General features: G+C 62.0%; 20 protein-coding genes. 18 read left to right on the top strand and 2 right to left on the bottom strand.

The genetic code is table 11. The annotated features are described in order from the left end of the window. The first annotated feature begins 250 nt into the window (after positions 1-250). A complete protein-coding gene (gene hppD, locus F8A90_RS12330) occupies positions 251-1,330 on the top strand; it encodes a 4-hydroxyphenylpyruvate dioxygenase (RefSeq protein WP_200017333.1) in 1,080 nt (359 codons plus the stop codon). Between the two features lie 115 nt (positions 1,331-1,445). Here the strand turns inward: hppD and F8A90_RS12325 are convergent, their stop codons facing one another. Further along, entirely contained in the window at positions 1,446-1,934 is a 489-nt protein-coding gene (locus F8A90_RS12325) for an Lrp/AsnC family transcriptional regulator (RefSeq protein WP_043331273.1), read from the bottom strand. A 557-nt stretch (positions 1,935-2,491) separates the two neighbouring features. Here F8A90_RS12325 and F8A90_RS12320 point away from each other — a divergent pair. Next, entirely contained in the window at positions 2,492-4,216 is a 1,725-nt protein-coding gene (locus tag F8A90_RS12320) for a 2-isopropylmalate synthase (RefSeq protein ID WP_200017332.1), read from the top strand. A 457-nt stretch (positions 4,217-4,673) separates the two neighbouring features. Next, entirely contained in the window at positions 4,674-5,864 is a 1,191-nt protein-coding gene (gene gltS, locus F8A90_RS12315; protein WP_233593315.1) for a sodium/glutamate symporter, read from the top strand. Between the two features lie 143 nt (positions 5,865-6,007). On the opposite strand, the gene F8A90_RS12310 is transcribed toward gltS, so the two are convergent. After that, on the bottom strand, positions 6,008-7,504 hold the full coding sequence (locus F8A90_RS12310; RefSeq protein ID WP_166018720.1) for an SLC13 family permease: 1,497 nt from the start codon (positions 7,502-7,504) through the stop codon (positions 6,008-6,010). 523 nt (positions 7,505-8,027) lie between these two features. Here F8A90_RS12310 and galE point away from each other — a divergent pair. From galE to ihfA, 15 genes are all read left to right on the top strand, one after another. Then, positions 8,028-9,050 (top strand): UDP-glucose 4-epimerase GalE, encoded by a 1,023-nt coding sequence (gene galE, locus F8A90_RS12305; protein WP_054555473.1) that lies wholly within the window; start codon positions 8,028-8,030, stop codon positions 9,048-9,050. Positions 9,051-9,235: 185 nt separating this feature from the next. Then, positions 9,236-10,063, top strand: a complete 828-nt coding sequence (gene cysQ / locus F8A90_RS12300; RefSeq protein WP_200017331.1) for a 3'(2'),5'-bisphosphate nucleotidase CysQ — start codon at positions 9,236-9,238, stop codon at positions 10,061-10,063. Between the two features lie 79 nt (positions 10,064-10,142). Next, positions 10,143-11,993, top strand: coding sequence for a phosphoethanolamine transferase (locus F8A90_RS12295; RefSeq protein ID WP_200017330.1), 1,851 nt, complete (start codon positions 10,143-10,145; stop codon positions 11,991-11,993). Position 11,994: 1 nt separating this feature from the next. Then, on the top strand, positions 11,995-13,347 hold the full coding sequence (locus F8A90_RS12290; protein WP_200017329.1) for a UDP-glucose dehydrogenase family protein: 1,353 nt from the start codon (positions 11,995-11,997) through the stop codon (positions 13,345-13,347). Beyond that, the gene (locus F8A90_RS12285; RefSeq protein WP_200017328.1) at positions 13,344-14,477 is read left to right on the top strand and encodes a glycosyltransferase family 4 protein; all 1,134 of its coding nucleotides are present in this window, start codon (positions 13,344-13,346) and stop codon (positions 14,475-14,477) included. The genes F8A90_RS12290 and F8A90_RS12285 overlap by 4 nt, the downstream gene beginning before the upstream one ends. A 245-nt stretch (positions 14,478-14,722) precedes the next feature. Beyond that, positions 14,723-15,235, top strand: a complete 513-nt coding sequence (locus F8A90_RS12280) for a DUF2489 domain-containing protein (RefSeq protein ID WP_200017327.1) — start codon at positions 14,723-14,725, stop codon at positions 15,233-15,235. Between the two features lie 20 nt (positions 15,236-15,255). Beyond that, positions 15,256-16,410, top strand: coding sequence for an amidohydrolase (locus F8A90_RS12275; RefSeq protein ID WP_200017326.1), 1,155 nt, complete (start codon positions 15,256-15,258; stop codon positions 16,408-16,410). Between the two features lie 277 nt (positions 16,411-16,687). Beyond that, complete coding sequence (locus F8A90_RS12270; RefSeq protein WP_043335655.1) at positions 16,688-17,563, top strand: OmpA family protein; 876 nt, start codon at positions 16,688-16,690, stop codon at positions 17,561-17,563. A 337-nt stretch (positions 17,564-17,900) separates the two neighbouring features. After that, complete coding sequence (thrS, locus tag F8A90_RS12265; protein ID WP_166018713.1) at positions 17,901-19,799, top strand: threonine--tRNA ligase; 1,899 nt, start codon at positions 17,901-17,903, stop codon at positions 19,797-19,799. Between the two features lie 34 nt (positions 19,800-19,833). Beyond that, a complete protein-coding gene (infC, locus tag F8A90_RS12260; protein ID WP_082388253.1) occupies positions 19,834-20,373 on the top strand; it encodes a translation initiation factor IF-3 in 540 nt (179 codons plus the stop codon). A 100-nt stretch (positions 20,374-20,473) separates the two neighbouring features. After that, positions 20,474-20,668, top strand: coding sequence for a 50S ribosomal protein L35 (rpmI, locus tag F8A90_RS12255; protein ID WP_043335648.1), 195 nt, complete (start codon positions 20,474-20,476; stop codon positions 20,666-20,668). 45 nt (positions 20,669-20,713) lie between these two features. After that, positions 20,714-21,067 carry a 50S ribosomal protein L20 gene (rplT, locus tag F8A90_RS12250; RefSeq protein WP_043335644.1) on the top strand — a complete coding sequence of 118 codons (354 nt, stop codon included), beginning with the start codon at positions 20,714-20,716 and terminating at the stop codon, positions 21,065-21,067. A gap of 358 nt (positions 21,068-21,425) precedes the next feature. Next, positions 21,426-22,445, top strand: coding sequence for a phenylalanine--tRNA ligase subunit alpha (gene pheS / locus F8A90_RS12245; protein WP_166018712.1), 1,020 nt, complete (start codon positions 21,426-21,428; stop codon positions 22,443-22,445). Between the two features lie 56 nt (positions 22,446-22,501). Then, the gene (pheT, locus tag F8A90_RS12240; RefSeq protein WP_200017325.1) at positions 22,502-24,886 is read left to right on the top strand and encodes a phenylalanine--tRNA ligase subunit beta; all 2,385 of its coding nucleotides are present in this window, start codon (positions 22,502-22,504) and stop codon (positions 24,884-24,886) included. Positions 24,887-24,912: 26 nt separating this feature from the next. Further along, positions 24,913-25,269 (top strand): integration host factor subunit alpha, encoded by a 357-nt coding sequence (gene ihfA, locus F8A90_RS12235; RefSeq protein WP_107336300.1) that lies wholly within the window; start codon positions 24,913-24,915, stop codon positions 25,267-25,269. Positions 25,270-25,367 lie beyond the last annotated feature (98 nt).

The following is a 25,367-nucleotide window of genomic DNA, read 5'->3' as shown; positions in this document are numbered from 1 at the left end:
GTGAACAGTGTCGAGAGGACCGTCAACGCCATGGCAGAGTTTCGTTACATGTCTGGCGTGGGGGGAGGCAGGGTACGGCACCAATGAGGGCGCAAGGTGCATGGGCAGGGCGGCAGGCAAGGCATAGATTCCCGATAACGGAATCGGGACATCACAGGTGATCCGCGGCGCGTTTGCCTGTCATGAAGGATGTTGCCCGCCTTCTCTCTACCTTGCCTGCCTTGTCGGCAGCCTGACTCAGGAACACCTCATGAACGCACCGGCGCGTATCGAACAGCACAATCCCATCGGCACGGACGGCTTCGAGTTCGTCGAGTTCACGGCCCCGGATGCGGCCGGCATCGATGCCCTGCGCAAGTTGTTCAACCAGCTCGGATTTACCGAGACCCGTCGCCATCGCTCCAAGCAGGTGTTCCTGTTCCAGCAGCATGGGATCAATGTGGTGCTCAACGCCGAGCCGAATAGCCCGGCGGCGGAATTTGCGGCGATTCACGGCCCGAGTGCCTGTGCGATGGCCTGGCGTGTGGCGGATGCCGAGCAGGCGCATCGCTACGCATTGGCGCACGGTGCGCGCAGCGTCGAGCATCCGGTCGGGCTGGGCGAGGTGGGCATCCCCGCGGTGCAGGGCATCGGCGGTTCCGTGCTGTACTTCGTGGACCATCACCGTGAGCGCTCGATCTACGATACCGATTTCGTCGCCATCGACGGCGCAATCGAGAATGCCAACAGTGTCGGTCTGCATACGCTGGATCACCTGACCCACAATGTCGGGCGTGGCCAGATGGATGTGTGGGCAGACTTCTATGCGCGTATCGCCAACTTCCGTGAGATCCGCTATTTCGATATCGAAGGCAAGATGACCGGGCTCTTCTCGCGCGCGATGACGGCGCCCTGCGGCAAGATGCACATTCCCATCAACGAGTCCGCCGATGATGACTCCCAGATCGCGGAATTCATCCGCGAATACAATGGGGAAGGCATCCAGCATCTGGCGATGGCGACGGATGATATTCATGCCACCGTCAAGGCGCTCAAGGCCAATGGCGTCACCTTCCTGACCACGCCGGCCACCTATTATGAGAAGGTCGATGCGCGGGTGCCCAACCACGAAGAGAATGTCGAGGACCTCAAGGCATTGAACCTGCTGGTCGATGGTGCGCCGGGGGAGGGGATTCTGTTGCAGATCTTCACCGAGACGGTGATCGGGCCGATCTTCTTCGAGATCATCCAGCGCAAGGGCAACGATGGCTTTGGCGAGGGCAACTTCAAGGCGCTGTTCGAATCCATCGAGGAAGACCAGATACGCCGCGGTATCATCGGCGGCGAGTGATCATGATAGTGCTTCAGCAGCACAAAAGCCCCGCCAGTGGTAGCCGGCGGGGCTTTCGTGCTGGGTAGCCGAGCTAGAAAATTCGAGTTGAAAGACCTGGTTTGTACAGTCGGGCTCAGGAGGTCGTCGGGACGCGCTGGTGATCGATCACCTGACGCAGCACGAAGCTCGAATGCACGCCGGTCACCCCCTCGATGCGGGTGATCTGCTTGAGCAGCAGGTCGTGATAGTCATCCATGTCCTTGACCACCACCTTGAGCTGGTAGTCGGCTTCCTGGCCGGTGATCAGCAGGCATTCCATCACCTGGGGCAGCGAGGCGATGGTGTCCTCGAAGTTGGTGAAGCGCTCCGGGGTGTGGCGGTCCATCGAGATATGCAGCAACGCCATCAGACTGAGTCCCAGCTTGCGGGCATCTATCTGGGCGCGGTAGCCGGTGATCATGCCGCTTTCTTCCAGCGCACGGACACGGCGCAGGCAAGGTGACGGGGACAGGCCAATGCGCTCCGCGAGTTCCTGATTGCTGATGCGACCCGAGTGCTGAAGCTCGTCAAGAATGCGACGGTCGAAGCGGTCCAGTGTCGGGAGAGGAATATTCTGGCTCATTTTCGCAATCCATTAGCGATGAAGATGTGAATGGTGAAATAATCTGCTTTTAAGATGGCGATGTCATGTGGTTTTCGCAATCGTCCGCCCTGATATGCGGCATATACTGTAATCACTGCTCAGCGATGAAGACGCCCGCTCGAGTCGTGGCTATCGCATGACATGACGCACGACGCGAACGACAGACCTGAGCAGGATGAGCCACCGGCGCTGGCGACTCGCCTCATGCAACCGGTGAACGCGGAATGCAGTCGGCTTCTGATCGAAGCGAGGCTGCCGAAAGGGCTCTGATGGTGATCCCATCGTCCTTCTCTCCACGCTGGTGACCGTGATCCGGTCCCGGAGCTTGCGGCGGGCAGTGACGTTACGCTGCCCCCGACTTGCTTGCTTGCCCTGCTGACGGCAAGCTTTCGGATGCAAGGCTTCCAAGCCTTCGTCATCTCACATTTACTCAGGCGCCCCGATTGGGACACTGTTGAGTGCGAAAGGTGCCATCGATCTCCCGTTTCGGGCCTCGATTGCCGGTTTTTCGCACCCAGACCGCCAAGGACACGACCATGACTGCTGCATCCACGCCAAGTGCTGCCTTCGACCACACCAAATATCGCCCCGTGACCCCTGTTGCACTGACCGACCGCCAGTGGCCGTCGCGTACCGTGACCCAGGCGCCGCTATGGGCGAGTGTCGACCTGCGTGATGGCAATCAGGCGCTGCTCGAGCCGATGACGGTCGAGCAGAAGAAGCTGATGTGGAAGCTGCTGGTCAAGATCGGCCTCAAGGAGATCGAAGTCGGTTTCCCCTCCGCCAGTCAGCTCGATTTCGACTTCGTGCGCTGGTTGATCGAGGAGGATCAGGTCCCGGAAGGCGTCAGCATCCAGGTGCTGGTGCAGGCGCGTGAGCACCTGATCGCGCGTACCTTCGAATCGCTGGTCGGTGCGCGTGATGCCGTCGTTCACGTCTACAACTCCACCTCCACCGTGCAGCGTGAGCGGGTGTTCGAGATGGACCGTGACGGCATCAAGGCCATCGCCGTCGAGGGTGCACAGCTGGTCAAGGACTACGCCGAGCGCTATCCGGACACCAACTGGGTGTTCCAGTACTCGCCGGAGAGCTTCACCTCCACCGAGATGGATTACGCCGTCGAGGTGTGTGAGGCGGTGATGGATGTCTGGCAGCCGACGCCGGAAAAACGCTGCATCCTCAACCTGCCGGCCACGGTGGAAGTGGGCCCGGCCAATCACTTCGCCGATCAGGTCGAGTACTTCATCAAGCACCTGAGCCGTCGTGACTGCGCGATCATCTCGCTGCACACCCACAACGACCGTGGTGGAGCCGCCGCTGCTGCCGAACTTGGCCTGCTGGCCGGCGCTGACCGCATCGAAGGCACCCTGCTGGGCAATGGTGAGCGCACCGGCAACATGGACTTGATCACCCTGGCGATGAACCTCTACAGCCAGGGCATCGATCCGGAGCTGGATCTCTCCAACCCGGACGAGATCATCCAGGTCTACACCGAGTGCACCAATCTGCCGGTTCACCCGCGTCACCCGTGGGTCGGTGAGCTGGTCTACACCGCTTTCTCCGGCAGTCACCAGGATGCCATCCGCAAGTGCCTCAAGAAGCAGCAGGCGGATGAGCCGTGGCAGGTCGCCTATCTGCCCATCGACCCGCAGGATCTGGGTCGCGACTTTCAGGCGGTGATCCGCGTCAACAGCCAGTCCGGCAAGGGTGGCATGGCCTTCCTGCTCGAGCGCGATCACGGCATCAGCCTGCCGCGCTGGATGAGTCTCGAGCTTGCGCCGCACGTGCAGAAGGCCAGCGAGCAGGTCAGTGGTGAGCTGTCCAGCGACCAGATTCGCGCGATTCTCGATGCCAGCTTCAAGCGTGAGGCGCCGCTGAGTCTCAAGGGCTATCGTCTGGATCGCGAAGGGGCCGAGAAGCTCACCGCGACACTGGTCGATGACAAGGGCGAGCAGATCGCGCTGGCCGGTGAAGGCAACGGTGCCATCTCCGCCTTCATGGATGCCTGGCAGCGTCACACCGGCTCCACCGTCAGCGTGGTGGATTACGGTGAGCACGCCCTCGGTGAAGGCAGCGATGCCGTCGCGGTGGCCTTCGTGATGCTCAACCTGGATGGCAAGCGTGTCTGCGGCATGGCTGAAGATGGCGATACCGTGAGCGCGTCGCTCAAGGCCGTGCTGTCGGCGGTCAATCGCGGTCTGGAAAGCAGTGCGCGCAGTGAAGCGGAACGTGCCGAGGAAGCCGGTCCGGTCGCTGTGTGATGACAACACACCTCATGCGTGACTGATCCGGGGCATTTTTGCCTCTCTCGAGACCCTCGCTCATCAGAGCGGGGGTCTTGGCGTTTCGAGACAGCGCAGAAGCTGCCCGGCTGACGCTCACGCCCGCGGTTGCCGGCCTTGCGCGGAAACGCTTGCGTGGAAAATACGTGTCATGCTCGTCAGGCCGCTATAGACTTTTGTCTGATGTTGACGGCTCAGTCAACATCCGGACTTGCACCGGTGCCCACCCTGCGTATCATCGCTGCACCCGCATAATGATAACGATCTGGTGGCAGACCGGATTCGAGAACACAACAATTCCAAGCGGTGCAAAGGCAAACCTCCTGATTGCAGAGATAATGGATGCGTCCCCATCCATGCTCTGATCGGGCATCGCCAGTGCACCTCTCGTTCAGGAGGTCCGCTAGAACAACCCACAACTACTCATCGGTATCGCATGATTCAACTTGATGCTATCACCACCCTGTTGCTGGCGGCGCTTGTCCTCGTCGTTGGCCATCTGATCGTCGAGCGCGTGCGCGTGCTGCGCGAATTCAATATCCCCGAGCCTGTGGTCGGCGGCCTCATCGCTACCATCATCGTTACCGGCCTGCGCGGCCTGGGTTACGAGTTCCAGTTCTTCGGCGGTCTCCAGACTCCCTTCATGTTGCTGTTCTTCGGCTCCGTTGGCCTGTCGGCAGATGTTCGCATGATTCGTGCCGGCGGCAGCAAGCTGGTGCTGTTCCTCGCGCTTGTCATTGGCCTGCTCATCCTGCAGAACCTGCTGGGTGTCGGTGTTGCCAGTCTGTTCGGTCTCGATCCGGTGCTGGGTCTGCTCGGCGGTTCCATCACCATGTCCGGTGGTCACGGCACCGGCGCGGCATGGGCCAACGTCTTCGCCGACGAATATGGCATCAATGGCGCGATGGAAGTCGCGATGGCCTGTGCCACCTTCGGGCTGGTGTTCGGTTCCCTGATCGGTGGGCCGACGGCGCGTTTCCTGATCAATCGCATGAAGCGCGAAGGGCAGGACATCAACGCCCAGGTCAGCGATTCCGAATATGACGAGACGGAAGTCCAGCACCCGCTGAATACGGCCAATGCCCTGAAGACACTCTTCATGCTACTGCTCGGGGTCGTCTGTGGTCAGCAGCTGCAGTCACTCACGTCGGGCACCGCCTTCTCGCTGCCGACCTTCGTGTGGGTGCTGTTCAGCTGTATCGTCATCGGCAACGTGGTGCGCGCCTTCGGCGACAAGCACCTCAATACCCACGCCGTGGATGTGCTGGGCAACATCAGCCTGTCCATCTTCCTGGCGCTGGCGCTGATGACGCTCAAGCTCTGGGATCTGGCCAATCTGGCACTGCCGATTCTGGCCATCCTGCTGGCACAGGTCGCACTGGTGTTCCTGTACACCACCCAGGTCACCTTCCGCCTGATGGGCAAGAACTATGATGCTGCGGTACTGGTAGCAGGCAATTGTGGTTTCGGCATGGGTGCCACACCGACGGCGATCGCCAACATGCAGGCGGTCACCCAGCACCACGGGCCGTCGCGTCTGGCCTTCATCATCGTGCCGGTGGTGGGTGGTTTCCTGATCGATATCGCCAACTCGCTGATCATCAAGGGCTTCCTCGGCTTCTTCTGAACATGACTGCAGGTGTCATGATGAGATGTCGCAGAATCTGCCTGGCATGAACGACAACGCCGGACTCCTATGGAGTCCGGCGTTGTCGTTTCGGGGAGCCCCCCTTGCGGCGCGCGTGATGGGTCACGTGCGCTGTCAGGGCATCAGCTCCACAGCGCCACGATCAGGCCATAGGCCAGCAGGGTGACGACCACGGTACCGGCCAGGTTCAGGAAGAAGCCGGCGCGCATCATGGTCTGGATCTTGAGGTGCCCGGTGGCGAACACGATGGCGTTGGGTGGCGTGGCCACCGGCATCATGAAGGCACAGCTGGCCGCGATGGCCGCCGGCACGGTGATCAGCAGCGGGTCGATGTCCAGTGACAGCGCAAGCGCGCCCAGCAACGGCAGGAAGGCAGCCGCCGTTGCGGTATTGGAGGTGACCTCGGTCAGGAAGATGATCACCAGTACCACGATGCCCACGAGCCCGATGAGCGGCAGCACGCTGAACATCGACAGCTGTCCGGCGATCCACTCGGCGAGGCCCGAGCTCTTGATCACGCCCGCCAGCGCCAGGCCCCCCCCGAACAGCAGCAACACGCCCCAGGGCAGGTCACGCGCATCTTCCCACACCAGCAGGCGGCGCCCGCGTGAGGTGCCGGAGGGAATCGCGAACAGGCCCACGCCGATGGCCATGGCGATGCCGGTATCCGACAGCCAGGCAAGGCCCATCTGGTTGATCAAGGGGCGGAACATCCACAGCAGGGCGGCTACCAGGAAGGCGATGCCGACTCGCTTCTCGGCGCTGCTCATGGCGCCCAGTGCCTTGAGTTCACGGCTGATCATCTCGCCGCTGTCTGCCGTCTCGGACTTGAAGGAGAAGGGCGTGCGCGTCAGCCACCACCAAGTGATGGTGCACATCGCGATGGCGACCGGCAAGCCGACGACCATCCACTGGGCGAAACCGATCTCGATGCCCTGGTCACTGGACAGGTAACCCGCCAGCAGGGCATTGGGCGGCGTGCCGATCAGGGTCGCGATACCGCCAAGGCTGGCGGAGTAGGCGATGCCCAGCAGCAGGGCGGCAGCGTAGCGCTTCAGTTCCGGGTCATTGCTGTCGCGCTCGTCCTGACCACTGGACATCAGGCTGACCACTGACATGCCGATGGGCAGCATCATGATGCTGGTGGCGGTGTTGGACACCCACATGCTGATGAAGCCGGTGGCGATCATGAAGCCGGCGATCTGGCGGCGCGGCGAGTGGCCGGCAAGCTTCAGCGTATGCAGGGCCACGCGGCGATGCAGGTCCCAGCGTTGCATGGCGATCCCGAGCAGGAAGCCACCGAGGAACAGGTAGATGGTCGGGTTGGCATAGGCGGCGGTGGTGCTCTTGATGTCATCGATGCCAAGTGCCGGCACCAGCACGATGGGCAGCAGTGAGGTCACCGGAATCGGCAGGGCCTCGGTGGCCCACCAGGTGGCCATCAGCAGGGCAAGTCCGACGCAGAGCCAGGCGCTGTCCGGCATGTCGCCCGGTGCCGGTGTCAGCCAGGTCAGCAGCAACAGGAGGGGCCCGAGTATCAGGCCGATGCGCGCCGCGAGTGGCGCTTGTGGCGGCGTAGTGGATTGATCAGCGACGTGATCGGGAGATTGCTCAGGCATGTCGACTCCAGAGAAGCCGGTCGGCGACTGGCTTCCTCATCATGGTGGTCATCGTGTTGTTGGTATGGGTCATGGTAGGTGATGGCGAGTTGTCATGTTGGTGTTATTCATGACATGTCGTGCATGTACCTGCGATCGGGGTGGCGTGCACGGCGAGTCATGTTGCCTGCCTTGTCAGAAAGACGCTCGCGAGTCGATCAGCTGGGCGCGCAGGCGGCAAGGCGCGGCCATTGTCTCAGCATTGCGGCGCGGCTCAATAGCCTTCATTGCCTGTTTTGAAACTCCCGTGAGTGAAACCTTGACGCCGCGCAAGCGCGACGCTTGATCCGAGGCGCTCAAACCCCGAGCCAGGCCCTGTATGACGCCATCTTGCACGGGTCAGGTTGCTGTCTGGCGACAGACGCTGTCGTTGGCTGTGGACTTGTGAGCGCAAGGGCTGGAAGGTAGGGTTAGCAGCCATGAACAGGGCCAGCGCAGGACTACTGCGCGGCCCACTGTCGCGTTACTTTCACAAGGAAGATGATTGATGATTCTGGTCACGGGTGGTGCAGGCTACATCGGCTCTCATACGGTATTGGCGCTCATGGAGGCCGGTCATCAGGTGCTGGTGCTGGACAACCTGTCCAATGCCAGTGAAGCCTCTCTTGCGCGTGTGGCGACGCTCGCCGGACGCGAAGTGCCGTTCGTCGAAGGCGATATCCGCAATGGCGCGCTGCTCGACAGCCTGTTCGAGCGTCACGATATCGAGGCCGTGGTCCACTTCGCCGGACTCAAGGCGGTCGGCGAGAGCGTCGCCAAGCCGCTGGCCTACTACGACAACAACGTCAACGGCACCCTGGTGCTGTGTGACGCCATGGCGCGTGCCGGCGTCAAGCGTATCGTGTTCTCTTCCTCGGCCACCGTGTATGGCGATCCGGCGTCCACGCCGATCCGTGAAGACTTTCCGACTTCCGCGACCAACCCCTATGGCCGCTCCAAGCTGATGGTCGAGGAAGTGCTGCGCGACCTGGCCGTCGCGGATGACAGCTGGCGTATCGCGCTGTTGCGCTACTTCAATCCGGTGGGTGCCCACGAGTCCGGCACCATCGGTGAAGACCCCAACGGCATCCCCAACAACCTGGTGCCGTACATCAGCCAGGTCGCCGTGGGCCGCCTCGAGGAACTGGCCGTGTTCGGGGATGACTACCCGACGCCGGATGGCACCGGGGTGCGCGATTACATCCACGTCGTCGACCTGGCCGATGGCCACCTCAAGGCGCTGGATTACCTGGCCGGTGATGCACGTGATGGCGTTCACACCTATAACCTGGGTACCGGTACCGGCTACAGCGTGCTGGACATGGTCAAGGCGTTCGAGAAGGCCAGTGGTCGTCCGGTGCCGTATCGCATCGCACCGCGTCGTGCCGGTGATATCGCCGAATGCTGGGCGGAGCCGGACAAGGCCTTCAACGAACTCAAGTGGAAGGCCGAACTCGGTCTCGACCGCATGATGGCCGACAGCTGGCGTTGGCAGTCACGCAACCCCAACGGCTATCGCAGTGCCTGAAAACTGACACTGCATGGGCAGTGCGCCTGAGTTGACCGAGCTTGAATTGACCGAGCTTGAGTTGATGGCGCTTGAGTGAAGACCTCTCGAAGCGGTCGCGGGCAGCATCCGCGGCCGCTTTTGCGTATGATGACGGCGGGCCCAAGGGCCCGTGTCGACTCCTTCGAATTCTCTGCGAGACCCCCATGCCCCAGTCTGATGTCACCCTCGATCTTGAACTGCTGACGGCCATTGAACAGCTTTGCCGCGAAGCGGGGCGGGCGATACTCGCCGTTGCCCGTGGGGGAGATCTCGGCACGCGCGCCAAGGCCGATGACAGCCCTGTCACGGCGGCGGATATGGCAGCGCATCATGTGCTGGTCGAGGGGCTGGCTCGCCTGACGCCGCAGATTCCGGTGCTCTCGGAGGAGAGCGACAAGGCCGATATCGCGGCGCGGCGTGACTGGCAGACCTTCTGGCTGGTCGACCCGCTGGATGGCACGCGTGAATTCGTCACCGGCAGCGATGAATACACCGTCAACGTGGCCTTGATCCAGGGCTCGCGCAGCGTGCTGGGCGTGGTGGATGCGCCGGTACTGGAGACGACCTGGAGCGGGCTTGCCGGTGTGGGGGCCTTCCGGGAAGACGTCGCCGGGCGTGTCGAGATCGCGGTCAGCCCGGAGCCTGAGGTGTTGAGAGTCGTGGCCAGCAAGTCGCATCTCGATGCGCGCACGGCGGCACTGATCGAGCGCCTGGCGCCGGTGGAGAACGTCAGCTGTGGCAGCTCGCTCAAGTTCTGTCGCATCGCGGAAGGCAATGCGGATCTCTATCCGCGCTACGCGCCGACCAGCGAGTGGGACACCGCGGCGGCCCAGGCCGTGCTGGAAGCGGCTGGCGGCCAGGTCTTCGATGCCGAGTCATTGCCCGCACAGCCGCGCCGCCTGGACTACAACGCCCGCGACACGTTGGTGAACCCCTTCTTCATTGCCTGTGGCCAAGCGGATGGTCGCTGGCGCCAGGCGCTGGACGTCTGAGGGTGGCCGGGGCTCGATGGCTCGTGCATCTATTGGCCCGCGTAAGGGGTGAAGCGCTCATGTCATGGCGGGGACGCGCATGAAGGGCCTACTGCAGCGCCTCGTCTATCGCCTGTTTGCGCGCAGTGATCAGGCGAGCAAGCGGGCCGGGGTGATTTCCGCCATCACGCTGTCCCTGCTGGCGAGTCTGGTGCCGTTGATCTACCACGGCCTGCTCGAGGGTGGCCTGATCCTGTTCGGCAACCTGTTGCTGTGGCCGTGTCTGTTGGCGGCGCTCCATCGCCCGCGCTGGCGTTGGCCGGCGCTGGGGCTGATGGCGGCGCTGGGCGTCAACCTCTCGGCAAGTGTGGTCAGCGCCGTCTATTACGACTCCCGCTACGGCCTGGCCTTTGCGCTCAGCTCGCTGGATACCAGTCGCAGCGAATCGATGGCGATGCTGTTCAAGTTCCCGCTGGCCCTGATCGTTCCGCTGGGGTTCTTCCTGTTGGCGCTGTCACTGGGCAATCGCTTCGGGACAGGGCTGGCTCGTGCCCGACTGGGCGGGCGCAGCGGAATCGCCTTCGTGCTCTGGTTGCTGATGCTGCTGGCCGGTAGCTGGCAGTGGGGGCGGGCCAGCGTACCGTTGGTCATCACCACGCTGTCGGTCTCGCCGGGCTGGAATCTGGCCACCACCTCGCATGCCTGGTGGGAGAAGGAGCGCTACAAGGCGCTGATGGCGGATGACTATGATTTCGGTGGCGTCTCGCGCAGCCCCGAGGTGCCGGATGACGCTGTCTTCGTCCTGATCATCGGCGAATCCCAACGCCGCGATCAGCTGTCGCTGTATGGCTATTCGCGCGCCACGACGCCGAATCTCGATGCGCGCCGCGATGAGCTGGTGGTCTTCGATCAGGCCATCGCCCCGGCGCCGCAGACCGTGCTGGCGGTACCGATGCTGGCCAGTCTGACCGACCCGCGAACCTTCTCGCCGCGCTATCTGGACGCCAATCTGATCTCGCTGGCCAATCAGGCCGGCTATCATACCGAGTGGCTGTCGCGCCAAGGGCTCGATATCACCTCCGAGCGCACCTGGATCACGGCCATCGCCCAGCGTGCCGATATCGCTCGCACCATCATGACCGATTATGACGACGGCTTGCTGGATGCGCTCGATGAGGCGCTGGCGCGCGAGGTCGAGGGGCCGCGGCTGATCGTGCTGCATCTCTACGGCAGTCACCCGCCGGCCAGCCTGCAGTACCCGGATTCATTGCGCTATTTCCTGACCCCGGACAGCCGTTCGCCGCTGACCGATGCCTACGATGACAGCATCCGCTTCACGGACCAGGTGATCGAAGGGGTCTTCCAGCGTCTCGAGGGGCGACCTGCCGGCGTGCTCTATCTGTCGGACCACGGCCTCGAGCATGATCCGCTCAGCGACGCCTATGTGCATGGTGGTGACCGCCCCAGTCAGGCACCGTATCGCATTCCGCTGTGGCTTTGGCAGACAGGGCAGGCGCCCAATCCCGCGCGCGAGCTGGCGCGCCTGCGCGCGCACGCCGGTGAGCCTTTCGCCAGTTTCGATCTGCCCTATCTGGCCAGCGACTGGCTGGGCATCCGCTTCTCCGGTGACAAGCCGTGTCTGTCGCCTTGGGCGGTCTGCTATCAGCCGCGTGAGCGTCACCCGGTGCTGGACCAGCTGGGACGGCTGAACTTCTACGAGGACCTGCCGTCGGACTTTCTTTCCCGTCCTCTCGCGCCGGGTGCCGAAGAGCTCGAGGAAGCGGTCGAGGCGACCACCGAGCTGCTGGAGCGCCCGGAGTTCATGTCCGGGCAAGGCGCGAAGCGCGGTGGGCAAGCATCACAGCCGGATTCCCGTGTGACGCCGCCAGAGGATTCGTCGGCGTTCACCTTGTCACCTGCTTCATTACCTTCAGAGAATCTCAAGGACTGACATGAAAATCACTGTCTTCGGAACAGGCTACGTAGGCCTGGTGACTGGCACCTGTCTGGCCGATGTCGGCCATGACGTGATCTGCATGGACGTTGATGCGGCCAAGATCGATGGCCTCAAGCAAGGCGAGATCCCCATCTTCGAGCCGGGGCTGGAGAGCATGGTGCTGCGCAATGTCGAGGCCGGTCGTCTCAACTTCACCACTGACGCCCGTCAGGCCGTCGAGCACGGCGTGTTGCAGTTCATCGCCGTGGGCACGCCGCCGGATGAAGATGGCAGCGCCGACCTCAAGTACGTGCTGTCCGTCGCCACTACCATCGGCGAGCACATGAATGACTACAAGGTCATCATCGACAAGTCCACCGTGCCGGTGGGCACGGCGGACCGTGTCACGGCGCGAGTCGCCGAAGTGCTCGCCGAGCGCGGCGAAAGTATCGATTTCGATGTCTGCTCCAACCCGGAATTCCTCAAGGAAGGCGCGGCGCTGGAGGACTTCACACGTGGCGCGCGCATCGTGGTCGGCACCGATTCCGAGAAGGTGCGCGAGCGTATGCGCGAATGCTATGCCCCCTACAACCGCAACCATGAAAAGCTGATGTTCATGGATGTGCGCGCCGCCGAGCTGACCAAGTACGCCGCCAACGCGATGCTGGCGACCAAGATCAGCTTCATGAACGAGATCTCCAATCTGGCCGAGCGCCTGGGCGCGGACATCGAGGAAGTGCGTCGCGGCATAGGCAGTGACCCGCGCATCGGCTACCACTTCATCTATCCGGGTTGTGGCTATGGTGGCTCCTGCTTCCCGAAGGATGTCCAGGCGCTGGCGCGTACCGCAAGTCAGATCGGCTATGACGCCGAGCTGCTGACCGCCGTGGAATCCGTCAACAAGCGCCAGAAGGTCACGCTGTTCGACAAGCTGTCGCGGGCCTTCGATGGCGACCTCAAGGGCAAGACCATCGCTGTCTGGGGTCTGGCCTTCAAGCCCAATACCGACGACATGCGCGATGCGCCGAGCCGCACGCTGATGGAAGCACTGTGGACGGCGGGTGCGACCGTGCAGGCCTATGACCCGGAAGCCATGAAGGAATGCCGGCGCATCTACGGTGAGCGTGATGAGCTGGTGCTGGTCGCGGACCGTCAGCAGGCGGTCAAGGGCGCCGATGCGCTGGTGATCTGCACCGAGTGGAAGGAATTCCGCACCCTGGATGGCGAGTGGCTGAAGGCGCAGCTCGGCTTCCCGGTGGTGGTCGATGGCCGCAACCTGTTCGAGCCTGCCGCCATGAAGGCCGCCGGCCTGATGTACTACGCGGTCGGCCGGGGTGACTCCATGCGTCGTGTGCAGGAGGCGTCGTGAGCACTGGTGCAGGCAAGCTGGCCGCGATCGCCATTCGTCAGGTCGAGAAGAATACCGGTGCCAGCCGCAATGCCTTCGAGCAGGCGGATGCGTTGCGCGCCCTGGGCTATCGCGTGGTGATTCTCGCCGAACGCGGCAAGCCCGAACTGGCTCGTGCACACGGCGCGGAGCTGGTGCGCTTGTGGCGGTGGCCCTTCAAGGGGGCGTATCGACGTTTCTGGTTCAATCGCCGCGTTCAGGCCTGGGCCAACCGCCATGCGCCCGATCTCCTGATCAGTCATGGTGACTGCGAAAGCCCGGATACCGTCTATCTGCACAATTGTGTGCACCTTGCCTCGCAGTGCATCCATGGCCGTGAGTTGCCTGGCGACCACGAAGTGGCGGCGATTCATGATCACGTGCTCAAGGGGGGCAAGTTCCGTCAGGTCGCGGTCAATTCGCGCATGATGGGGGAGGACCTGATGGCGCGTTATGGTATCGCGCCCGAGCGAATCGAGATCAGCTATCCGGGCTATGACCCGCAGCAATTCACGGTCGAGCGTGCACACGCAGGGCGCACCGCCCAGCGTGAGGCATTGGGCGTGGCCGAAGATGAGCTGCTGGTCGGGCTGGTGTCATCCGGCAACTTCACCAAGCGCAACGTGGCAGGGTTCGTGGCGATGGCGGCGCTGATGGAGCAGGCCTCACCGGGCCGCTATCGCTTCCTGGTGGTAGGCAAGGATGATGCCGCGCCGTATCAGCAGCAGGCGCAGGCGGCGGGTGTGGCCGAGCGCATGATCTGGCGCTCGACCATCCCCGAGGTCGAGACGCTCTACGGTGCGCTGGATCTGTTCGTGATGCCGGCCCATATCGAGGAATTCGGGCGTGTCGCGCTGGAGGCGATGGCCTGCGGTGCGCCGGTGCTGCTCAATGCGCGGGTCGGCTCGGCCGAGTTGCTCGATGACTACCCTGAGCTGGTCATGGCGGCAGAGTCCACGCCACAGCAGTGGGCCGAGCGCTGCAGCCATCTGCTCGAGAGCGACACGCAAGCGTTGAGCATTGCGCTGGCCAGCCTGGCACGCAATTACTCGCATCAGGCACAGAATTTCAAGCTCAAGGCCAGTTTCGAGGCCTTGATGGCGGGGCGCTGATGGCCAGACGATGAAAATCTGCGCCGACAGCTCGACCACTCGCGTATCGGGCGAAGCATGAGTGCGACAGAGCAAGGCGTACAAGAGTGACTGGCACGACTGGCTCCGTATCCCTGATGCGGGGCCTCTTGTTGACGAAGGGCGTGGGCGAGGGCGGGCTACGTGGTCATCGGTCGCAGTGCCCCGCCTTGGGTGTCGCGTGTGCAGTCCCTATACTCATGGCTTGTTTACCGCAGGAGAAAGGCATGTCCCTGACTATCAGCATCATTCTGGCCGTCATCGCGATCATCATCATCGCGGGATTGGCGTTCTATGCTCTCAAGCTGCGCCGCGAGGTCAAGGTGCGTGAGGCGCGCCGCGAGCAAGAGCTCATCCAGGCGCGTGCCAACTGTCTGGAAAGCCTCGAAGCCATCGCACGCGCCATGCAGGCCGGGCAGGTCGATATGGTGGAGGGCGGTCTTCGCTGCAAGGTGCTGATCGAGATTCTCGATACCAGGCTGGCCGAAGATGAGGTGCTCTCGGTCTTCGGTGTCCTGCATGGGCGGGTGTCACACCTGCATACCCATTCGGCGCGCAAGGAGCTGTCGCCGCGTGAACGCCTGGCTGAAGACAAGGAGCGCATCGCCGTCGAGGAAGCCCTGGCGGAGCCACTGCAGCTGGCGGCGAGTCGCGTGCTGAGCAACATGGAGTTCTGGTATCAGCATTACCTGGGGCGCAAGCGTCCCGCTTCGCCAGCAGATCTGGGGCAGGCCGCCTGATGAGTCTTCAAGAGGCAGGCATGAACACGACACTTTCCTTGTTGGACACGCCGCTGGCTGAGCTGCGTCACGCGCTGCACCGCTCACCGGAACTCTCCGGACAGGAAGCCGCCACGGCGGCCTGCATCGCCGGCTGGATGCGAGAGGCCGGTGCTGAAGTGGTCAGCGGGCTGGGCGGGCATGGTCTGGCCGCCATCTTCCGCGGTACCGCGCCAGGCCCGCGCGTCATGCTGCGCTGTGAGCTGGATGCTCTGCCCATCGATGAGACACCGCGTGGTGACTGGTCCTCCTGTCATCCGCATGTCGGTCATCTGTGCGGCCATGACGGGCATATGAGCTGGATGCTGGGCGTGGCGCAGCGCCTGGCGGCGTCTCCAGTCGCGAGGGGCGAGGTAGTGTTGCTTTTCCAGCCCGCCGAGGAAACCGGCGAAGGTGCGCGTGCCGTCGTGCGTAGCAAGGCCTTTGCCGCACTCAAGCCGGATCATCTTTACTCGTGCCATAACTTGCCGGGGCGCCCTCTCGGGGAGGTCAGTGTGCGCGACCATGCCTTCACCTGTGCTTCACGTGGCATGATCGTGCGCCTTTCCGGGCTCTGTGCGCATGCAGCTCACCCGGAAAATGGTCGCAGCCCGGCGATGGCCATGTGTCGCATCATGCAAGGCTTGTCACGTCTGCCGTTGCAATTTGCCGATGAGACCGGACTGGCGATGGTGACCCTGATCCATGCGCGGCTAGGTGAGGTCGCGTTCGGCACCTCGCCGGGCGACGCCGAGGTGATGGTCACCCTGCGCACCGAAAGCGATGACATGATGAAGGCACTGGCTGAAGCGGCGGTCTCACTGGCGCGCAGCGAGGCGGAAGAAGACCGTCTGGGCATCGATGTGGACTGGTGTGACACCTTCGATGCGACCTGGAATTCTCCCGAGGCGAATGACATGATTCGCCGTGTAGCGCGACAGCAAGGTATTGATTGCGTGGAACTTCCTCAGGCGCATCGCTGGTCCGAGGACTTTGGCGTGCTGGCACGAGACTGCCATGCCGCCATGTTCACATTTGGCGCTGGTGAGGAAATGCCGGGGCTTCACCACCCCGATTACGATTTTCCTGATACGCTGTTGACGCCTGGCGTCGAGATCTTCGAGGGGCTGGTGCGCCAGCACCTTGGAAGAGGGTAAAACAGGGGTTTTACAGCGTCGCCATTCTGATACAGTTAGTGTCAAAGTTTTTCGACGTTGCAAAAAACACTGTTTTCCTTCAACGTATGCCTGAGGATCGGTACCGTTTTCAAGGGAAACAGACCCGATCAGAGCTGGAAGGACGCACCTGCATGTGCTTTCTTCTTAAAGGAAGATTTGAATAAAATTCCTTTCATCGTAACGAGTTCGGCTCTTATACTGAGTCGATACGTAACACCCTCGTTACATATTGCGCTGTGTTAAGAAGGAGTCTTACATGAAAAGATCTACGACTGGCCTGGTTCTGGGTTCTGCATTGGTTGTTGGCCTGTCTGGCTGCGCAAGCTCTGCTTCCCAGTCTTCATCTGCTGAGAAGCCCTGGTACAGCCAGCCGTTCGTCTGCGGTCTGGCCGGTGGCCTGATCGGTGGCGGGATTGGTTACGGCGTCTCTGGCGACAGCGACGAAGACACCGGCGCTTCTCTGGGTGCTGTCGGCGGCGCGACCGCTGGCGCACTGCTGTGTGCAGACGATGCTCCGAAGTCCATGGACGACGATGGCGACGGCGTGCCGAACGACCGTGACGAATGCCCGGGGACTCCGGCAGGCGTCGCTGTTGATGCGAAAGGCTGCCCGCTGGACACCGACGGTGACGGCGTTGCTGACTACAAGGACCAGTGCCCGGGTACCCCGGCCGGCGTCACTGTTGACGCGAAAGGCTGCCCGCTCGATTCCGACGGTGACGGCGTGCCGGACTACCAGGACCAGTGCCCGAACACCCCGGCCGGTGCCAAGGTCAATGCCCTGGGCTGCGTCGCTGACCTCGTCCTGCGTGACGTGAACTTCGAGTTCGACTCCGCCAAGCTGACTGCCAACGCCGAGAAAGTGCTGAACGGTGTGGCGGCCAAGCTGGTCTCCAACGAGAACGTCCGCGTTCGCGTCGAAGGTCACACTGACTCCGTGGGTTCTGACTCCTACAACAAGCAGCTGTCTCAGAAGCGTGCTGACTCCGTGAAGGCCTACCTGGCTTCCGAAGGTGTTGGCGCCAACCGTATCCAGACTGTGGGTTACGGTGAAGAGCAGCCGGTCGCCAGCAACGATACCGCTGCAGGCCGTGCCGAAAACCGTCGTGTCGAGCTTGCTGAAGTCAAGTAAGCCGATCGCGGTAAGCTGAATCAGACGGGGCGCCTCAGGGCGCCCCGTCTGCGTTCTTGTCATGCATGACCTTCAGTGGCCAAGCGTATCTTTACGACTTTTGAACGGGCTGCTAAGGTCTTGCCTCGTTCATGTTCCCGCGTCATGTGTCCATACCCTGCCTGGTCGCTCGATCAGCATGGGGCAGTGGGCGGCGCCCCAGGCATTGTAGGCCGGGGTCAATGACGTGAGGGGTGTGATCGTCATTGCCCTCATTTCGAGCCGACGCCCCGCGTTCGGCCAAATTCGCTTCACGTGACCCTTGGTAAGGGCCACCACTGAACGCAAGGAATTCTTCATGCCTATCGTTACTCTGCCTGACGGCAGCCAGCGTACCTTCGATACCCCGATTTCCGTGATGCAGCTGGCCGAGTCCATCGGCCCCGGTCTTGCCAAGGCCTGTGTGGCCGGCAAGATCAATGGCGTCGAGGTCGATGCCGCTGACATGATCACCGAAGACGCCAACGTCGCCATTCTCACGGCGCGTGATGCGGAAGGCCTGGACGTGATTCGTCACTCCTGCGCGCACCTGATCGGTCATGCCGTCAAGCAGCTCTACCCGGAGGCCAAGATGGCCATCGGCCCGGTCATCGATGACGGTTTCTATTACGACATCGATTTCGGCCGTTCGATCACCCCGGAAGATCTCGAGACCATCGAGAAACGCATGAAGCAGCTGATCGACAGCGAGTACGATGTGGTGCGTGAGTATGTCTCGCGTGACCAGGCCATGGCCGCCTTTGATAAGCGCGATGAGCCGTACAAGCAGGAGATCATCGAGGGCATCGGCGAAGGTGACACCATCCGCCTTTACCACCACGAAGAATACACCGACATGTGCCGCGGCCCGCACGTGCCGAATACCCGCCACCTCAAGCACTTCCAGCTGCTCAAGCTGGCCGGTGCCTACTGGCGTGGTGATTCCACCAAGCCGATGCTGACCCGTATCTATGGCACCGCCTGGCCGGACAAGAAGCAGCTCAAGGCCTACCTCAAGCGTCTCGAGGAAGCCGAGAAGCGCGATCACCGCAAGCTGGCCAAGAAGCTGGATCTCTTCCATATGCAGGAAGAAGCGCCGGGCATGGTGTTCTGGCACCCGAATGGCTGGACCATGTACCAGGTGCTCGAGCAGTACATGCGCCGTATCCAGCGTGCCAACGGCTACCAGGAGATCAAGACGCCGCAGGTGGTCGACCTTTCGCTGTGGAAGAAGTCCGGGCACTGGGGGCATTACAACGAGCTGATGTTCACCACCGAGTCCGAGAAGCGCGAATACGCGGTCAAGCCGATGAACTGCCCGTGTCACGTCCAGGTCTTCAATCAAGGCCTGAAGAGCTACCGTGATCTGCCGCTGCGTCTGGCCGAGTTCGGCTCCTGCCATCGCAACGAGCCGTCCGGTTCTCTGCATGGCCTGATGCGTGTGCGTGGCTTCACCCAGGATGACGCCCACATCTTCTGTACCGAGAATCAGGTCGAGTCCGAGGCCGAGGACTTCATCCGTCTGACGCTGGAAGTCTATCGTCAGTTCGGCTTCGAAGATGTCGAGCTGAAGCTCTCCACCCGTCCGGAATCCTTCATCGGTGAGCCGGAAGCGTGGGACAAGGCCGAAGCCGGTCTGCAGGCAGCACTGGATGCGACTGGCCTGCCGTGGGAGCTGCAGCCGGGTGAGGGCGCTTTCTATGGACCAAAGATTGAATTCTCTCTGCGAGATTGTCTGAATCGTGTCTGGCAGTGTGGTACTCTACAGCTCGACTTCAATCTGCCTGAGCGTCTCAGTGCCCAGTTTGTCGATGAAAGTGGAGAGCGTCGCATGCCGGTCATGTTGCACCGCGCGATTCTCGGCTCCTTCGAGCGCTTCCTCGGCATCCTGATCGAGCACCACGCAGGCGCGATGCCATTCTGGCTCGCCCCGGAGCAGGTTGTCGTAATGAATATCACGGATTCCCAGGCAGAATATGCCAAGGATCTGGTCTCCCGCCTCGAGAAACATGACATCCGTGTCAAAGCAGACTTGAGGAACGAGAAGATCGGCTTTAAAATCCGTGAGCATACTCTGCAGAAGGTTCCTTACCTCATCGTCGTTGGCGACAAGGAAGTGGAAGCTGATGCAGTAGCTGTCAGAACCCGTTCCGGTGAAGACCTCGGCACCATGAAAGTTTCAGAGTTCATGGAACGCCTGAAGGAAGAACAGGTCTGACAGTAACGAATTTCAGCCAAACGGAGACGCAACGATCAAGCGGAATAATCAGCGCGGACGCCCCCAGGAAAAGCGGGCTCCCATCAATGACCGTATTCGTGCGGACGAAGTCCGCCTCATCGACGCAGATGGCGAGCAGGTTGGCGTAGTGTCAACCAAAGATGCGCTTGTCAAGGCCGAAGAGGCAGGGCTCGACCTCGTCCAGATTTCCAATGCCGATCCCATCGTCTGCAAGATCATGGATTACGGCAAGTTTCTTTTCGACGAGAAGAAACAGAAGAATCTGCAGAAGAAGAAGCAGAAACAGATCCAGGTCAAGGAAGTCAAATTCCGTCCTGGTACCGATGAGGGCGATTATCAGGTCAAGCTGCGCAACCTGACTCGCTTCATCGAAGGCGGAGACAAGGGTAAGGTTACCTTGCGCTTCCGTGGTCGCGAAATGGCGCACCAGGACATCGGCCGTAAGCTGATGGAACGGATCGCCGGCGATCTCTCGGAGCTCGTGACCGTCGAGTCCTTCCCGAAAATGGAAGGCCGTCAGATGATCATGATTCTCGCGCCGAAAAAGAAGTGATCCATAGGCAGTAAAACGGACATTTCAGGGTCACGCCTGCGGGCGTGGCTCTTTTTGTCGGCCCTGGATTTTCTCAAGAAACCGAGCGGAGTTAATACTCATGCCGAAGATCAAGACTAACCGCGGCGCTGCCAAGCGCTTCAAGAAGACTGCCAACGGCTTCAAGCACAAGCAGTCCTTCCGTAGCCACATCCTGACCAAGAAGTCGACCAAGCGTAAGCGTCAGCTGCGTGGCATGAAGCAGGTTCACGCTGCAGACAAGGCGCTGATCCAGCGCATGCTGCCGAACCTGTAAGCCGTCCTTACCTCGGTCCAACTTTCTTAATATCAGGAGTACGCTATGTCCCGCGTCAAGCGTGGCGTCGTCGCACGTCGCCGTCACAAGAAGATCATGAAGCAGGCCAAGGGTTACTACGGAGCGCGTTCACGCGTCTTCCGCGTAGCCAAGCAGGCTGTCATCAAGGCCGGCCAGTACGCTTACCGTGACCGTCGTGTCCGCAAGCGTCAGTTCCGTGCCCTGTGGATCGCGCGTATCAACGCTGCGGCCCGCATCAATGGCATGTCCTACAGCCGCTTCATCGCTGGCCTGAAGAAGGCCAATATCGAGATCGACCGCAAGGTCCTCGCCGATATCGCGGTTCACGAAAAAGCTGCCTTTGCTGCCATCGTCGAGAAGGCCAAGGCTGCTCAGTAAGTGACCGGATCAGATATCGCCCAGACCCGGCGAGCCGCTCAGGCGGCGAATCGGGCAGTGACTGTCGAATGCTTGCATTGGGCAACTCAGGCGGTATCGAGATGACGTGTTACGTCACAGGGGAAGAGCAGCCGCTCTTCCCCTGTTTTTGTTTGGCCTGCCGTCAGAGAATCGGCGGTGGGTCAGCAGTGACATGAACGGGATTGGCCGCGTTGTGGGCCGGTCTCTGGCAAGGGCGCGATCGTCTGTGTGACTCACCGCAGGCGGAGCGCTCTCCCTGCCGACCCTCGGGTCGGCGCGACTTCCATTGGTGGCGGACATTGCCGCGCCAGTGACTCAAGCGATCGGAGCTGAACGGATGGAACATCTTTCCACCCTGGTGGACGAAGCACGCACCGCGATCCAGGCGGCCGAAGACGTCCAGACCCTCGACGAGGTACGGGTACGTTTTCTCGGCAAGAAGGGCGAGATCACCGCACTGCTCAAGGGCCTCGGCAAGCTGTCCCCCGAAGAGCGTCCCAAGGCCGGTGAGACCATCAACGAAGCCAAGCAGCTGCTGAGTGGCGAGTTGGATGCACGTCGCAATACGCTGGAAACGGCGGCGCTCAATGCGCGTCTTGCCGCTGAGCGCGTCGATGTGACCCTGCCGGGCCGTGGTGAGCCGGTAGGCGGCCTGCACCCGGTCACCCGCACGCTTGAGCGTATCGAAAGCTTCTTCTCGCACATCGGCTACGGTGTGGCCGAAGGGCCGGAAATCGAAGATGACCATCACAACTTCGAAGCGCTGAACATTCCGTCGCACCACCCGGCGCGCGCGATGCATGACACCTTCTATTTCGATGCCACGCGTCTTCTGCGCACCCATACCTCACCGGTGCAGGTGCGCAGCATGAAGGCCAGCGAGCCGCCGCTGCGTATCGTCTGCCCGGGTCGCGTCTATCGCTGCGATTCCGATCTGACCCACACCCCGATGTTCCATCAGGTCGAGGGGCTGCTGGTCGACGAGAATGTCAGCTTCGCTGACCTCAAGGGTACCGTCGAAGAATTCCTGCATGCCTTCTTCGAGCGTGATGACCTGGAAGTCCGTTTCCGTCCGTCCTACTTCCCGTTCACCGAGCCATCCGCCGAAGTCGATATCCAGTGCGTGATGTGTGCCGGTGACGGCTGTCGTGTCTGCTCCCACACCGGCTGGCTTGAGGTGATGGGGTGCGGCATGGTGCATCCGGAAGTCTTCCGTCACTCCGGTATCGATAGCGAGCGCTTCCGCGGCTTCGCCTTCGGCATGGGCGCGGAGCGTCTGGCGATGTTGCGTTACGGCGTCAACGACCTGCGGTTGTTCTTCGAGAACGACCTGCGTTTCCTTCGCCAGTTCAGCTAGGCACTCATTCACGTATCGCGCCTTGAGGGCGTGAACTTACGGAACAGGACAGCAAGATGAAATTTTCCGAACAGTGGCTGCGTGAGTGGGTGTCGCCGGAACTGAGCACCCAGCAGCTGGCCGATCAGGTCACCATGGCTGGTCTGGAAGTCGATGGTATCGAACCGGTCGCCGGTGAGTTCACCGGTGTGGTCGTGGCCGAGGTCAAGGACAAGCAACCGCATCCGGAGGCCGATCGCCTCAATGTTTGCCAGGTGGATGATGGCAGCGGTGCGCTGGTGCAGGTCGTGTGTGGTGCGCCGAATGTCGCCGCTGGCCAGAAGGTGCTCTTCGCTCAAGTCGGCGCGAAGCTTCCGGGCGACTTCAAGATTCGCAAGGCCAAACTGCGCGGTGTCGAATCCCGCGGCATGATCTGTGGTGCCTCCGAGCTGGGCCTGGAAGCCGAGGCCTCCGACGGCATCATGGTGCTGGCCGCGGACGCGCCGGTGGGCCGTGATGCCCGCGAATTCCTGAATCTTGATGACAATGCCATCGAGGTCGATCTGACCCCGAACCGTGGCGACTGCCTGAGCGTCAAGGGGCTGGCGCGCGAAGTCGGCGTGCTCAACCGTCTTGCCGTCACGGCGCCGAGCATCGCGCCGGTCGCCGCCCAGATCGATGACACCTTCCCTGTCACCGTCAGCGCGCCAGAGGCCTGCCCGCGCTATCTGGGGCGTGTGGTGCGTGACGTCAACGTCGCCGCGACCTCTCCGCTGTGGCTTGAAGAGCGTCTGCGTCGCAGTGGTATCCGCAGCATCGACCCCGTCGTCGATGTCACCAACTACGTGCTGCTCGAGCTCGGCCAACCGATGCACGCCTTTGATCTGGCACGCCTGAACGGTGGTATCGAGGTGCGTATGGCAGCGGCTGAAGAGCCACTGACGCTGCTCGACGGTCAGGAAGTCGCGCTGCGTGACGACACCCTGGTCATCGCCGACGAGAAGGGCCCGCTGGCCATCGCTGGCGTGATGGGCGGCGAAGGCAGTGGCGTGAACGCCGAGACGCGCGACATCTTCTTCGAAGCGGCCTTCTTCGCGCCGTTGAGCGTCGCTGGCAAGGCGCGCAGCTACGGCCTGCACACCGACAGCTCGCATCGTTTCGAGCGTGGTGTGGACGCACAGCTGCAGCGTGACGCCATCGAGCGCGCGACAGCCCTGCTGCTCGAGATCACCGGTGGCAAGCCGGGCCCGATCATCGAGGTCGCCAGCGATGCAGAGCTGCCCAAGGCCGCTGTCGTCAGCCTGAGCGGCGCCAGTGTCGAGCGCACGCTGGGCATGGCACTGCCGGATGCCGAGATCGTCGAGATTCTCGAGCGTCTGGGCATGCAGGTTGCGGCCGATGGCGACAGCCAATGGCAGGTAACGGTGCCGAGCTGGCGCTTTGATGTCAGCATCGAGGCTGACCTGATCGAAGAGCTGGCGCGCATTCATGGTTACAACAATCTGCCGGTCAGCCGCCCGAACGCGCGCCTGGCACCGGCCGTGGCCAATGAGACCACCCAGCCGTTGACCAGCCTGCGCCGTCAGCTGGTGGCGCGGGGCTATCAGGAAGCGATCAGCTACAGCTTCGTCGCCCCTGAGCTGCAGAAGACGCTGGACCCGCACGGCGTGGCGCCGGCACTGGCCAACCCGATTTCCAGCGACATGGCCGTCATGCGCAGCTCGTTGCTGCCGGGGTTGGTCAAGGCGCTGAGCCACAACCTCAATCGTCAGCAGTCGCGCGTGCGCTTGTTCGAGACCGGTCTGGTGTTCCGTGGTGAGCTGGACTCCCTCGAGCAGACGCCGATGATCGGCGGTCTGATCACCGGCGCCCGTCTGCCGGAAGGCTGGAATGGCGGTCGTGACAAGGTCGATTTCTTCGATCTCAAGGGCGATGTCGAGGCACTGCTGGCACTGGGCGGCAATCTGGGTGCCTGGCGCTTCGAAGCCGCCGAGCATCCGGCACTGCACCCGGGCCAGTGCGCTCAGCTGTTCTTCAATGGCGAGCCGGCGGGCTGGATGGGTGCCCTGCACCCGGCGGCGCGCGCTGAGCTTGGCCTGAAGGTCGAGGTGTTCGTGTTCGAGATCACGCTGGCCGCTGCCTGTGCGGGTCGTCTGCCGCGCTTCGCACCGCTCTCCAAGTATCCGGAAGTACGTCGTGATCTGGCCTTCGTGGTCGAGGAGGGCGTGCACGTGCAGTCGCTGCTCGACGCCATCCGTTCGCAAGCCGGTGAATGGCTGACGGACCTGCGCCTGTTTGACGTCTATCAGGGCCAGGGGGTAGCCGATGGTCACAAGTCGCTCGCCCTGGGCTTGACCTGGCAGCATCCTTCGCGCACGCTGAATGATGAGGAAATCAATCAGTTAGTCGATGCGATCGTCACCGATGGCCACACACGTTTCGGGGCGGCGCTGAGAGCATGAGTCGCCACTTGAACGAGGGAGCGGACATGGGAGCGTTGACCAAGGCGGAACTTGCCGAGCATCTGCACGCAGAACTCGGCATGTCCAAGCGCGAAGCCAAGTCGATGGTAGAGGTATTCTTCGACGAGATTCGCGGTTGCCTGCGGGAAAATGAACAGGTGAAGCTGTCCGGTTTCGGCAACTTCGATCTGCGTGACAAGCGCGAACGTCCGGGGCGCAATCCCAAGACAGGCGAGGAGATTCCGATCTCCGCGCGTCGCGTGGTGACATTCCGCCCAGGTCAGAAGCTCAAGGCCCGAGTGGATGAGTACGACGGCGAGACGCACGCACATCAGCGTCTTGAAGAGCATGATGACCACGATGATCATGATGATGATCACTGAGGCCATTGCCTGATATCACCCGCCGCTCCCTGAGCGGGTGACCATGCTCACGAAAGCCCCGACGTCCTGCGTCGGGGCTTTCGTCGTTCTGAGGCGTC

Origin of the sequence: Cobetia sp. cqz5-12 (genome assembly GCF_016495405.1) — a bacterium.
Classification (GTDB): domain Bacteria; phylum Pseudomonadota; class Gammaproteobacteria; order Pseudomonadales; family Halomonadaceae; genus Cobetia.
The sequence above is the reverse complement of the archived record's forward strand: the minus strand, read 5'-3'. Positions and strand labels throughout refer to the sequence as shown.